The following is a 12520-nucleotide window of genomic DNA, read 5'->3' as shown; positions in this document are numbered from 1 at the left end:
CGAGGAGGCCCGCCCCCCGAATCGGGGGCGGGCCTCCGCACGTGATCAGGTGTGGATCAGCAGAGCTTCCAGGAGCCGTCTTCGACGATCAGCTTGAACTCCTCGTCGATCGGCTGGTCGGGGATCAGGTCGGCCAGGTTCTGACCCATGATCTCGACGTCGGCGGTGATGCTCATGTTGCCGGTGACCTTGGCCGTGGCGGTGTTGTCGCCGTTGTCCTTGACGTTGCCCAGCTGCAGCTCGATCTTCATGCCGTCGATCAGCTTCTGGATGTCGGAGTCGGTGACGCCGAATTCCTTGAGCTCGTCGAACTCGCCACTTTTGCCCTCGAAGGTGTCGAGCATCTTCTGGAAGTCTTCCTGGTCCTTCTTGCAGGCCAGCGGCTGCAGACCGGCGAAGTCCTTGGAGTTGATCATGTCGACGCCCTGCTGGGCGACCTTCCGGGGGTCGCCGGGGCCCCCGGTGAAGACCACGATAAGGGTGATCACCAGGCCGATGACGAGCAGACCGCCGACGCCGCCGAGGATCCAGGGGAGCGGGGACTTCTTCTTCGGGGCGGCTAAGCCCGGCTGGCCGTATCCGCCGCCCTGCGGCGGGTACGGGGGCTGCTCACCGAAGCCCTGCTGCGGCTGCGGCCCGCTCTGCGGGTACGCGCCGCCCGGCTGGCCGTACCCCTGCTGGGGCTGACCGCCGCTGGGCGGGTAGGCGCCGCCTGGCTGCTGCGGCTGGGGGGGGGCTGCTGCGGCTGGCCACCGCTGGGCGGGTACTGGCCGCCGGGCTGCTGCCCCCAGCCGCCCTGTCCGGGTGGCTGCTGCGGTGGGTACGTCATGGGTCCTCCCCCGTTTTGAAATTCTCAGCTTGCGGGCTCACTGGTCGAGTTGACAGACCTTCCAGGTGCCGTCCTCGACGATCAGGCCCATCGTCTGGTCCACAGGTGTGGACGATCCGTCGGCCTCGTAGGTTCCGGTCAACTTTGCGGTGGCCTGGTCGCCACGCTCGGTGACGTTGCCCAGCTTGATGTTGAATTTCCACTGCTTGAGCTGGCCCATGTCCTTGTCCAGCTGGGCCTTGTTGGACTGGCAGAACAAGCCGCTGACACCGGCGAAGTCACCGGCGTTGACCTTGTTCACGACCTCCTGGGCCACCGGACGGGCCTCGCCGGGGCCGCTGCCCAGCCAGAAGAACACCCCGACGCCGATTCCGGCGACGACGACCAGCGCCCCGACCAGACCGAGGATCAGCGGCAGCTTCGACTTCTTCTGCCGCGGCGGCTCGACGTCGGCGAAGCCGTTGGGTTCCTGGAGCCAGGAACCGGGGCCGAACTCGCTGCCCCACTGCGGGGGCATGGGCGCCTGCTGCGGCTGTTCCTGCTGCTGGCCCCAGCCGGTGTGCTGGTTGCCATACCAGGCGGGTTGCTGCTGCGGGGTTCCCGACGGGCCCTGCTGCGGGAATCCGTTGCCCGTGGGTTGCTGGCCCCACCCGCCCGGTCCAGGTTGCTGTGGCGGATAGGTCATGAACTCCTCCCCCGGAGTGGTGTTGAGTCTCGCGGCCGCAGTGTGCGCGGCGGCCGTAAGTAGATCAGAGCCTGCGGCGTGACGTGCATGGAGTGGACTTTTCGGCATTTAAACGTCACGGAGCGTTCGTCCCGCGTGAGTGGTGTCCGAGCGCAGTTGTTCCAAATGATGGGAGAAGTGCTGCGTGTGCCGACGTGCGGACCGCCGCAACGCCACCCGGTTGCCGGATCGGTTAACCCGGATGTCCGCCGACCGCCGCGATCCGCGTGGCGCAACGGAAAACCGGTGCTCGCGGGGCCGAGCGACCCGGCGTCGAACGTATCGAACGGACCATGATCGTCAACGCAACGTGTCCGCCCGGCCGGGGAATTGCCCGACCCGCGGGTATCAACCTTGCCCAACTCGTGGGTATTCGCGGATTTTTGTGGCACGCTGGGCGATCCGGCGGGCATCAACGACGCCGCCGTCGTCGGTGATCGCCGGTACCGTGGTGGTACGAGCACGGGAGGAGGGTGCCGACATGCAGCACGACCGTCCCGGCAGCCGGCCTGAGGAGGGCGGCGAGCAGTACAGCGGTGGCTCCGCAGAACTCCGCAGCCAGATTCGTCTCCTGGAGGACGAGGTTGCGCTGCTGCGCCGCAGGCTCAACGAGTCTCCCCAACAGGTCCGGTTGCTGGAAAAGCGGCTGGCCGAGGCATCCGAGCGAGTGAGTCAGCTCACCGAACGGAACGCCAAGCTCACCGAGACCCTAAAGGAAGCGCGGGGCCAGCTGATGGCGCTGCGCGAAGAAGTCGACCGACTTGCCCAGCCCCCCAGCGGCTACCTGAACCGCTACGAGGACAGCACGGTCGACGTGTTCACGTCTGGTCGCAAGATGCGGGTGGCGGTGTCGCCCAACGTCGAGACGGAGGAACTGAGACTGGGCCAGTCAGTGCGCCTCAACGAGGCCCTGACGGTGGTGGAGGCTGGTGCGTTCGAACAAACCGGTGAGGTCTGCACCTTCCGGGAGCTCATGTCCAGCGGTGCCGGGGAGAGCCCCCGGGCGCTGGTGCTGGGCCACACCGACGAGGAACGCGTGGTGTGGGTCACCGAACCACTGGCCACGTCCGGCCTGAAGTCGGGCGACTCGGTGCTCGTCGACAGCAAGGCGGGCTACGCCTACGACGTCGTGCCGAAGGCCGAGGTCGAAGACCTCGTGCTGGAGGAGGTGCCCGACGTCGGGTACCAGGACATCGGCGGGCTGGCCGGCCAGATCGAGCAGATCCGGGACGCGGTGGAGCTGCCGTTCCTGCACTCCGACCTCTACATCGAGTACCAGCTGCGGCCGCCGAAGGGCGTGTTGCTGTACGGCCCGCCTGGCTGCGGCAAGACGCTGATCGCCAAGGCTGTCGCCAACTCGCTGGCGAAGCAGGTCGCCGCCGCGCGCGGGGACGACGACGGTCAGGCCAAGTCCTACTTCCTGAACATCAAGGGCCCCGAGCTGCTCAACAAGTTCGTCGGCGAGACCGAGCGGCACATCCGCCTGATCTTCCAGCGGGCTCGCGAGAAGGCCTCCGAGGGCACCCCGGTGATCGTGTTCTTCGACGAGATGGACTCGATCTTCCGGACCCGCGGCAGCGGGGTTTCCTCCGACGTGGAAACCACCATCGTGCCGCAGCTGCTCAGCGAGATCGACGGTGTCGAGGGGCTGGAGAACGTCATCGTCATCGGCGCCTCCAACCGCGAGGACATGATCGACCCGGCGATCCTGCGCCCGGGCCGACTGGACGTGAAGATCAAGATCGAGCGTCCGGACGCCGAGTCCGCCAAGGACATTTTCTCCAAGTACCTGACCAAGTCGCTGCCGATCCACGAGGAGGACCTCAAGGAGTTCGGCGGCGACAAGGGCGCGTGCGTGGAGGCGATGATCCAGACCACGGTCGAGCGGATGTACGCCGAGACCGAGGAGAACCGGTTCCTTGAGGTCACCTACGCCAACGGCGACAAGGAAGTTCTGTACTTCAAGGACTTCAACTCGGGCGCGATGATCCAGAACATCGTGGACCGGGCGAAGAAGGCGGCCATCAAGTCGGTGCTGGAGACCCGCCAGCCGGGTCTGCGCGTGCAGCACCTGCAGGACGCCATTATCGACGAGTTCGCCGAGAACGAGGACCTGCCCAACACCACCAACCCGGATGATTGGGCCCGCATCTCCGGCAAGAAGGGCGAGCGGATCGTGTACATCCGCACCCTGGTCAGCGGGAAGAACCAGGAGTCCGGTCGAGCGATCGACACGGCCACCAACACGGGCCAGTACCTGTAAGGAAGCAGCCGGGGCCGCCATCCCCACGCGGGTGGCGGCCCCGAGCTGTGCGGCGCAGCGACAGCGATTACTTTCCAGGCATGTTCCCAGCCCAACAACCCGTACAGCGCCTAGGACTCGGCCTCGCCGCGCTCGGCAGGCCCGCCTACATCAACGTCGGGCGCGCCGACGTGCTGCCCGTGCAGCGCACCGCGCAGGCGATGCGGGAACGCACCCGAACGGTGCTCGACGCCGCGTACGCGAACGGGATCCGCTGGGTGGACACGGCACGCTCCTACGGCAGCGCCGAGCAGTTCCTCGCGGAATGGCTGCGCGAACGCGGCCACCAGGACGTCACGGTGTCCAGTAAGTGGGGCTACGCCTACGTCGCGCAGTGGCGCATCGAAACCGAGGTGCACGAGGTCAAAGAGCACTCGGTGGAACGCCTGCGCACCCAGTGGGCGGAGACCCGGACGCTGCTCGGCGACCGGATCGACCTGTACCAGGTGCATTCGCTGACCACCGGCAGCCCGCTGTTCGAGGATCTGGCGCTGCAGCACGAGCTGGCCCGGATCCGGGACGCCGGGGTGCTGCTGGGCTTCTCCACCAGCGGCGCGGCGCAGGGCGACACCATCGAAAGCGCCTGGGAGATCGAGGTCGGCGGGCGGCAACTGTTCGGTGCCGTGCAGTCCACCTGGAACACCCTGGAGCCGTCCGTGGGCCGGTACCTCGCCGAGGCGCACACGGGGGGCTGGCGGGTGCTGGTGAAGGAAACCCTGGCCAACGGGCGGCTCGCGGTGGACCCGCCGCCGGCGATGGCCAAGATCGCGGACCGGCACGGCGTGGGGACGGACGCCATCGCGCTCGCGCACGTCCTGCGCCAGCCCTGGGCCGGCGTGGTGCTGATGGGCGCGGCCAGCGTCGAGCAGCTGGAGTCGAACCTGGCGGCGTGCCGGGTGGAACTGACCGATCGGGACATCGACGCGCTCCGGCCGCTGGCCCGCGACGCCGCGACCTACTGGGGCGAACGAGCCGAGCTGCCCTGGCGCTAGGGCGTACCGGGCCACCAATTCATCGCCCGCGCTCATTCCCCGATCGTCGCGTCCACCCTTCGAGGCACACGCGTTGCGCCGAATCGGGTCACAGTTCGGACCTGTCGGATACCTGTGGCGTGCGGCACTCCGCTTGGTCGGCGATACCCCGTACGCTGCGTGGTATGCGGCGGATCATGGGAACCGAGGTCGAGTACGGCATCGTCGTGCCGGGCGACTCCAGCGCCAACCCGGTGCTGACCTCCACGCACATCGTGCTGGCCTACGCGGCGGCGGCCGACATCCCGCGGGCGCGGCGCGCACGCTGGGACTACGAGGTCGAGTCGCCGCTGCGTGACGCCCGTGGTTTCGACCTCAGCACCGTGGCGCAGCAGACCAACGGCTCGGACGGCGACGACCTCGGCGCGGCCAACGTCATCCTCACCAACGGCGCGCGGCTGTACGTCGACCACGCGCACCCGGAGTACTCGGCCCCGGAGGTGACCAACCCGCGGGACGCGGTCATCTGGGACAAGGCCGGCGAACGCGTCATGGAGGAGGCGGCGATGCGGGCGGCCAGCGTGCCCGGCACCGCGCCGATCCAGCTGTACAAGAACAACGTCGACGGCAAGGGCGCCAGCTACGGCACCCACGAGAACTACCTGATGTCGCGCACCACCCCGTTCACCTCCGTGATCGGCGGCCTGACCCCGTTCTTCGCGTCCCGCCAGGTGATCTGCGGCTCGGGCCGGGTCGGCATCGGGCAGGCGGGGGAGAAGGCCGGGTTCCAGCTCTCCCAGCGCTCCGACTACATCGAGGTCGAGGTCGGCCTGGAGACCACCCTCAAGCGCGGCATCATCAACACCCGCGACGAGCCGCACGCCGACGCCGACAAGTACCGGCGGCTGCACGTCATCATCGGCGACGCGAACCTCGCGGAAACCTCGACCTACCTCAAGCTCGGCGCCACTGCCCTGGTGCTGGACATGATCGAGTCCGGGCAGCGCTTCGACGACCTGAAGCTGGCCGACCCGGTGCAGGCCGTGCACCTGATCAGCCACGACCCGACCCTGAAGCAGACCGTCGAGCTCACCGACGGGCGCCGGTTCACCGGCCTGGACCTGCAGCGCGCCTACCACGAGCGCGCCGCCCGGCACCTCGACGAACACGGCGCCGAGAGCGCGGCCCGCGACGTGCTGGAGTCCTGGGGCGAGGTGCTGGACCTCCTAAGCGGTGACCCGATGGACTGCGCCGACCGGCTGGACTGGCCCGCCAAGCTGCGGCTGATGGAGAGCTACCGGACCCGTGACAGCCTGGGCTGGGCGTCGCCGCGGCTGCACATGATCGACCTGCAGTACTCCGACGTGCGGCTGGACAAGGGCCTGTACAACCGGCTGGTCGCCCGCGGCTCGATGAAGCGTCTGGTCAGCGAGGACGAGGTGCGGGACGCGGTCACCGCGCCGCCGGAGGACACCCGCGCCTACTTCCGCGGCCGGTGCCTGGAGCGCTACCCGGCCGAGGTGGCCGCGGCGTCCTGGGACTCGGTGATCTTCGACCTGGGCCGGGAATCCCTGGTGCGCATCCCGACGTTGGAACCGCTGCGCGGCACCAAGGCCCACGTCGGCGCGCTGCTGGAGGCCGCGGCCAGCGCCGAGGAGCTGGTTGACTCGCTGACCAAGGGGTGAGACTCCGGGAAACCACGTTTCGCGCACGTCAGGCCGGTGCGATGATCGAAATTCCGCTCGGCTGGACGTGGGCTAATGGGTGTCGGATGGGTAGTGTTCACAGCAGGGTGTCCCCGCTGCGGGGACAACACCCGAAAGGGCAACCACCGGGAGGCAAGATGTCCCAGGAAAAGGTTCAGCGGCACGGCGGCGGAGAAGGCGACGAAGAGCAGGGCCCGGAGGCCGCCGGTCAGGAACGTCGCGAGAAACTCGGCGAGGACGTCGACGCCATCCTGGACGAAATCGACGACGTCCTGGAGGAGAACGCCGAGGACTTCGTCCGCGCCTACGTGCAGAAGGGCGGCCAGTAGTCCGCGGGCCCGATCCGACGCCGTCGGCACGGGCCGCGCCGGGCCGGCACCTCCGGCCCGGCGTCTCCCGCTGCGCGCCGGATCATGATTAGAGTGCTACCGAAGTCGCAAGCCCTTCGATCGGGAGACGATGTCGCTGATGGAACCGAGCTCGGCCCAGTTCCCGGGTCAGGCCCTGCCCGCCGCCTACCTCACGCCGGGGTCTTCCTCGTTCACCGACTTCCTCCGCGCCACCGCGCCCGAACTGCTGCCCGGCGGCCGGGCGGTGCCGGAGGGGACGGTGCTGGCCCCGCACGGCACCACGATCGTCGCGGTGGCCTTCCGCGGTGGCGTGCTGCTCGCCGGTGACCGGCGAGCCACGATGGGCAACCTGATCGCCCAGCGGGACATGGAGAAGCTGTTCGTCACCGACGCGTATTCGGCGGTGGGCATCGCCGGTACCGCCGGTGTGGCTCAGGAACTCGTCAAGCTTTACGCGGTCGAACTGGAGCACTACGAGAAGCTCGAAGGCATCCCGCTTTCGCTGGACGGCAAGGCGAACAAGCTGGCCACCCAGCTGCGCGGCAACCTGGCGGCCGCGATGCAGGGCCTGGCGGTCGTGCCGCTGTTCGTCGGCTACGACACCGAAGCCGAGGACCCCGACCGGGCCGGTCGGATCGTCTCCTACGACGTCGTCGGCGGCCGGTACGACGAGGTCGGCGGCTACCATGCTGTCGGTTCGGGTTCGCTGTTCGCGAAATCGGCGCTGAAGAAGCGCTTCGACCCGGACGCCGACCTGGACACCGCGGCGCGCTCCGCGGTGGAGGCGCTCTACGACGCGGCCGACGACGACACCGCCACCGGTGGCCCGGACGTGTCCCGGCGCATCTACCCGTCGGTCATCACGATCACCGGCGCGGACGGCGCGGTGCGGATGCCCGAGGAGCGGACCTCCGAGATCGCCACCGAGGTGGTCAACGGCCGGTTGGAGAACCCCGGCGGCTGACCCAGGCCAGATCCAACCCGCTCGCAGCGAGCTGATTCGAACCAGGAGTGCACAGCTGTGACGATGCCGTTCTACACCTCCCCCGAGCAGTTGATGCGGGAGCGCTCCGAGCTGGCCCGCAAGGGCATCGCGCGGGGCCGCAGCGTGGTGGTCCTGAAGTACGCCGGTGGCGTGCTGTTCGTCGCCGAGAACCCGTCGCCGACGCTGCACAAGGTCGCCGAGATCTACGACCGCATCGGATTCGCGGCGGTGGGCCGCTACAGCGAGTTCGAGGCGCTGCGGGTGGCCGGCGTGCGCATCGCCGACGTCCGCGGGTACTCCTACGACCGCCGGGACGTCACCGGCCGGTCGCTGGCCAACACCTACGCCCAGCACCTGGGGGCGATCTTCACCGAGCAGATCAAGCCGTTCGAGGTGGAGATCTGCGTGGCCGAGGTCGGTTTCACCGCCGACACCGACCAGCTGTACCGGTTGACCTACGACGGGTCCATCGTGGACGAGCCGCAGTACGTGGTGATGGGCGGCCAGGCCGACGCGATCGCCAGCACGCTCAAGGATTCCTTCAGCGACGGGCTGGAGCTGACCGCCGCTGCCGAGCTCGCGATCCGCGCGCTGTCCTCCGGCGGGGAGAAATCGCGGGAATTGGGCGTCAAGCAGCTTGAGGTCGCCGTGCTCGACCGTGCCAAGCCGAACCGGACGTTCCGCCGGGTCATCGGTGCGGCGCTGGAAGCGCTGCTGCCCAAGCAGGAAGAGGCCGATGCCGAGCCGGAAGCCGGCTCCGAGGACAAGCCGGAGAACGGCGACTAGCCGCACGATGCCGGCACGTTGGTGACGCCCCGGCCGCCGATGGCGGTGCGGGGACCCTGCCAAGGGGAAGCTAGTGCGTCAGGTACCCGACCCGGAAACCGCACCGTTGGTCCGGAAATGGCGGAGCGGGCGCTATCTGGAGAACCACTGACGCGGATCGCCAACGACCTGAACGCGCGCGGTATACGCACCCGCACGGGCGTTCCCTGGTCGCTCGGCGCTGTACGGCGAACCGTCGTCTCACCAACCTACGCCGGGCTACGAGTGCACCAGGGCAAGGTGTTGGAGAACGTGCGAGCCGACTGGGAGCCCATAATCTCCCGGGATCTGCACGATCAACTATCGACACCTGGGCGACGGGGACGCGTCGGCGAGCTGACCGCCGCCGCGCCGCATTCTTCTCTTGAAGACGGCATCCGTTCCAGTAAGGAAGACCCGGCCGACGGCCGGGTCTTCTTCCTTACGCAGAAGGTCAGGCCGCGTCGTCCGCGTCGTCTTCGTCCAGGTCGTCTTCCCAGTCCTGTGATGCCGCAACGGGGGTGTTCAGCCACTCGTACGCCCACGTTGCGTGCCCGGTGACACTGTCCAGGCTGTTTTCCAGTAGTTCCTCCGCTGCCGCTTGCTGTGCGGCATCGACCACCGCCCCAGCGACGGCACGGACGCGCTTGCCGCTGATCTTGCGGTTCCCCATCTCCATCCTGATCGTGACCGTCAGGACCTTCGTTCGCTTCGCCACGTGGGCTCCCCTTGAGAGTGGCCGGTCACCGCGAGTGCGCACCGGCTCCGGCTCACCGATCGCAGGATGACTAGTCGCGTTACTTCGGAAACACAGTCGGTGACTCTGGCGATCAGTCAAGCGTGCGGAAGTGGATCGTGTGGCCCTCGATCGGAGGCGTCACGCTCGGGCTTACGGGTCTCGTCATGTGGGGTGTGGTCGGCGGCAAGAGCGACGGCTGGTTCTCGGCCTGGGGGAATGGGTCGGCGGGGTCGGCTCGATCGCCGCCGCGGCCACCGCGCTTTGGATCGCTCATCAGGACTGGCGCCGCGCCGATGCCGAGCAGAACGATCGAGCGAAGGCGCAGGCACGACTCATCGCGTTGAGGGTCGGCGGCATAGGCGCCATCAACATCGATGTGACGAACCACAGTTCCGAACCGGTGTTCATGGTGGAGATCGAGAGGATCGCGCTTGGCCAACGGCCGAAGCTGGAATGGAGAGTGAGGCGCACCGCGAGGGGAAACCCCTCAGACTTTCGGCAAATACTGCTCGCAGGAAAGACCCACACGGTACCTGTCGAGCTGCTTGATCAGCAGGGTGAGCCCATCGCGCGTGGGCTTGGGGAGCAGAATGACGGCTACCTGGTGACGTTCAGTTTCGCTGACGCAATGGGGCTGCGCTGGCACAGTACCGGCAACGGCGAGCCGAAACGGATCCTCAACGAGGATTGACCTGGCCGGTACTTCCGTCTTCGGAGCCGAAGTATCCGTCGCCTCAGCTCACCCGCCGCTCGACTCGCATTCGCCGCACCGTCCGTAGCCGCGCGGGACGATGCCCCCGGGTGGCGGCCAGCACACGGATCCGCAGGTCGCGACCCACGCCACTGACCCGCCCAGCGTGATGTAGCGGGCCTGGTCCGGGATCTGGTGCAGCAGCCGCCGAGACACACCCGGCCACCACCGAAGCGACTCCGTCATAGTTCGGTCCGCTTCGTGTCGTTCACGGCGGGCGCCGCCTCCTGGCCACGCAGTCCGGCGGCGAGTTCTTCAAGCACGGCGGCGAGTGCCTCTCAGTCGGCGTCAGTGCAGCGTCCGGCGGGGAGATCGTGAGCAGTGTCGTCAAGCGCCCATTGCGCTTTGCGCAGCAGCACCGCGAGCACGGTGTCCCGGCGGGTCATCGGGCGCCCGCCCGGTGGTGTGTGGCGGCCCCGAGGGGCTTCGGGGTCATCCGCTTCGGGCCGCCACGAGTCGAGGGAATCGCTTGAGTGGTCGGGTGATGTCGCGCCAGCGGGCGCGCCAGAGGATCTGAGCGTCGGAGTCTGGCCACCAGGTGGTCAACGCCGAGAGCGCCCACAACGCGGGAATCGTCCCCACAGCGCCGAGTAGCGCGAGCGCGAGGAGGAGCGGGTGTCCGGCGTCTGAGTTCACGCGCCGAAGTGTGCCGGTGCGGCAAGCATTAAGCAAGCATTCACGCGCATAGTTACTGCATAGGTGTGTTCAAGTGTTGACGATGCGTGACTATGTGTCGAAGATGCTCGGCGACCCAACCCACCTTGAGGAGATCGCCATGCGGCTGACGTTCCTGGGCACGACCTCGTCGAAGGGGCAATGCCCGAATTTGTACGAGACCGATCGGGACACCTATGTGGTGCAGGGCTACGAGATCACCGATCCTGAAGCGCTGGCTGCCCTGCGGGAACGTGGCATGCCCGACCACGAGACGGCCGTGGAGATCCCGAAAGCCCTGCTCGGGTTCGCGCCCCGTGACTGAACTGGTGACCGGCGACGACTTCGCCGAACTGTTCGCCACCTTCGAGCGCACTGCATGGCGCTGGGAGGCCCAACCCAGCTACGCCGAGGAGTACGAGCTGGGGCCGCTCGAAGCGTGGCGCACAGGTCAGCCCGACGATCTCGAATGGATGGGCGACTGGCTCGATGACATCCGCGCGGCCACCACAGCGGGCAAGCTGTTCGGCCGCGTCCGAGTCTTCAGCGATCCGCCGACCGACTGGCAGCGGTGGCAGATCGACCGGGTGATGCGGGCGAACCTCGACGCAGGGGAAGACATTCGGGTCCTGGACGCCCGGCGGGCTGCCGCCCTGGAGTTGCCCGAGCAGGACTTTTGGATCTTCGACGATCGGAAGGTGGCCGTCATGCACTTCGACGCGGCGACGCTCGCGTTTACTGGCGCGGGGATCGTCACCGCCTCCGAGCAGGTGGCGCGGTACCGCAGGTGGCAGGTGCGCGCGTGCGATCATGCGTTGACCCTCGACGACTACCTGAGTACCACGCCACCGGGGAGCACGTGAGCGAACTCGAACACCGCCGCGCCGCGTTCGGCGAACGGCTGCGCCAGCTCCGCGAAGCTGCCGGATTCCCCAGCGGTAAGCGGTTCGCCGATCACTGCGGCTGGCCGCAGTCCAAGGTCTCCCGCATCGAAACCGGCGCACAACTCGCCTCCGATGCGGACCTGACCACCTGGACCGAGGCCACCGGCGCCGATGAGTCGGTGGCCTCGGAACTGCGTGCCGAACTCCGTGAGATCCGTCTGGCCGCTGCGAGCTGGAAACGCCAGCTGCGGCACGGCAACGCCGCCCGGCAAGTCGTGGCCGCCGACCTGGAGACCCAGGCGCAGGTGATCCGCGTGGTCGAGACCGCGCTGGTGCCCGGTCTTCTTCAGACCGCTGACTACGCGCGCCATGTGTTCGCCCTCAACGCCGAGTTCATGGGCACCCTGGCGGATGTGGAGGAGTCGGTGCGGGCACGCATCGCCCGGCAGCAGGTGCTTTACGACTCCAGCAAGGAAATCGAGATCCTGGTGACCGAGGCGGCGCTACGGTCGCCAGTGTGCCCGCCGGACGTGATGGCCGGACAGCTCGACCGGTTGGCCACACTGCTGGAACTGTCGACGTTTCGGCTCGGCATCGTCCCGCTGGACGTGTGCCTGCCGGTGATCCCGCTGCACGGCTTCTGGATCCTGGACGATCAGGTGCTCATCGAAACCGTCAACACGGAGATCATCGTGACCGACCCGGCCGAAATCGACCAGTACCGCCGACAAGCGGACGCGCTATGGACCGTCGCAGCCGAGGGCAACGAGGCCCGCGCACTGCTGGCGCGCCTACCCCGCTGAAGCGGCTGCGCGGCGGAT

The 12520-nt window shown here is 67.9% G+C and carries 15 protein-coding genes; 11 read left to right on the top strand and 4 right to left on the bottom strand.

From position 1 onward, the window contains the following. Positions 1-56 precede the first annotated feature (56 nt). Both SSPN_RS57040 and SSPN_RS0125490 read right to left on the bottom strand, forming a co-directional pair. A complete protein-coding gene (locus SSPN_RS57040) occupies positions 57-473 on the bottom strand; it encodes a hypothetical protein (protein WP_158309647.1) in 417 nt (138 codons plus the stop codon). Positions 474-866: 393 nt separating this feature from the next. Then, positions 867-1514, bottom strand: coding sequence for an Rv0361 family membrane protein (locus SSPN_RS0125490; protein ID WP_010310558.1), 648 nt, complete (start codon positions 1512-1514; stop codon positions 867-869). A 520-nt stretch (positions 1515-2034) separates the two neighbouring features. Here SSPN_RS0125490 and arc point away from each other — a divergent pair. The 7 genes from arc to SSPN_RS62935 all read left to right on the top strand — a co-directional run bounded on the left by arc (position 2035) and on the right by SSPN_RS62935 (position 9232). Then, entirely contained in the window at positions 2035-3816 is a 1782-nt protein-coding gene (gene arc, locus SSPN_RS0125485) for a proteasome ATPase (protein WP_029535715.1), read from the top strand. A gap of 80 nt (positions 3817-3896) precedes the next feature. Further along, a complete protein-coding gene (locus SSPN_RS0125480) occupies positions 3897-4847 on the top strand; it encodes an aldo/keto reductase (protein WP_029535714.1) in 951 nt (316 codons plus the stop codon). Between the two features lie 164 nt (positions 4848-5011). Beyond that, complete coding sequence (dop, locus tag SSPN_RS0125475) at positions 5012-6511, top strand: depupylase/deamidase Dop (RefSeq protein ID WP_010310553.1); 1500 nt, start codon at positions 5012-5014, stop codon at positions 6509-6511. Positions 6512-6669: 158 nt separating this feature from the next. After that, positions 6670-6861: a ubiquitin-like protein Pup gene (locus SSPN_RS0125470; RefSeq protein WP_010310552.1), complete on the top strand. Its 192-nt coding sequence runs from the start codon at positions 6670-6672 to the stop codon at positions 6859-6861. A 139-nt stretch (positions 6862-7000) separates the two neighbouring features. Beyond that, entirely contained in the window at positions 7001-7846 is an 846-nt protein-coding gene (gene prcB / locus SSPN_RS0125465) for a proteasome subunit beta (protein WP_010310550.1), read from the top strand. A gap of 57 nt (positions 7847-7903) precedes the next feature. Further along, the gene (prcA, locus tag SSPN_RS0125460) at positions 7904-8653 is read left to right on the top strand and encodes a proteasome subunit alpha (RefSeq protein ID WP_010310547.1); all 750 of its coding nucleotides are present in this window, start codon (positions 7904-7906) and stop codon (positions 8651-8653) included. A gap of 39 nt (positions 8654-8692) precedes the next feature. Further along, positions 8693-9232, top strand: a complete 540-nt coding sequence (locus tag SSPN_RS62935; RefSeq protein WP_083822113.1) for a recombinase family protein — start codon at positions 8693-8695, stop codon at positions 9230-9232. On the opposite strand, the gene SSPN_RS57835 is transcribed toward SSPN_RS62935, so the two are convergent. Beyond that, positions 9126-9389 (bottom strand): hypothetical protein, encoded by a 264-nt coding sequence (locus SSPN_RS57835; protein WP_010310545.1) that lies wholly within the window; start codon positions 9387-9389, stop codon positions 9126-9128. The genes SSPN_RS62935 and SSPN_RS57835 overlap by 107 nt on opposite strands. A gap of 130 nt (positions 9390-9519) precedes the next feature. Between SSPN_RS57835 and SSPN_RS0125450 the strand changes: the two genes are divergently transcribed. After that, on the top strand, positions 9520-10101 hold the full coding sequence (locus tag SSPN_RS0125450; RefSeq protein WP_148272039.1) for a hypothetical protein: 582 nt from the start codon (positions 9520-9522) through the stop codon (positions 10099-10101). A gap of 48 nt (positions 10102-10149) precedes the next feature. Here SSPN_RS0125450 and SSPN_RS0125445 read toward each other — a convergent pair whose 3' ends face one another. Beyond that, positions 10150-10347: a hypothetical protein gene (locus SSPN_RS0125445; RefSeq protein ID WP_010310540.1), complete on the bottom strand. Its 198-nt coding sequence runs from the start codon at positions 10345-10347 to the stop codon at positions 10150-10152. A gap of 532 nt (positions 10348-10879) precedes the next feature. On the opposite strand from SSPN_RS0125445, the gene SSPN_RS0125440 reads away from it, so the two are divergent. The 3 genes from SSPN_RS0125440 to SSPN_RS0125430 are packed head-to-tail and all read left to right on the top strand — an operon-like array spanning position 10880 to position 12502. After that, positions 10880-11140: a hypothetical protein gene (locus SSPN_RS0125440; RefSeq protein WP_237710721.1), complete on the top strand. Its 261-nt coding sequence runs from the start codon at positions 10880-10882 to the stop codon at positions 11138-11140. Next, positions 11133-11678, top strand: coding sequence for a DUF6879 family protein (locus SSPN_RS0125435; protein WP_010310537.1), 546 nt, complete (start codon positions 11133-11135; stop codon positions 11676-11678). The genes SSPN_RS0125440 and SSPN_RS0125435 overlap by 8 nt, the downstream gene beginning before the upstream one ends. Then, the gene (locus tag SSPN_RS0125430; protein WP_010310536.1) at positions 11675-12502 is read left to right on the top strand and encodes a helix-turn-helix domain-containing protein; all 828 of its coding nucleotides are present in this window, start codon (positions 11675-11677) and stop codon (positions 12500-12502) included. Before SSPN_RS0125435 ends, SSPN_RS0125430 begins: the two co-directional genes overlap by 4 nt. Positions 12503-12520: the final 18 nt, after the last annotated feature.

Source organism: Saccharopolyspora spinosa NRRL 18395 (assembly GCF_000194155.1).
Classification (GTDB): domain Bacteria; phylum Actinomycetota; class Actinomycetes; order Mycobacteriales; family Pseudonocardiaceae; genus Saccharopolyspora; species Saccharopolyspora spinosa.
The sequence above is the reverse complement of the archived record's forward strand: the minus strand, read 5'-3'. Positions and strand labels throughout refer to the sequence as shown.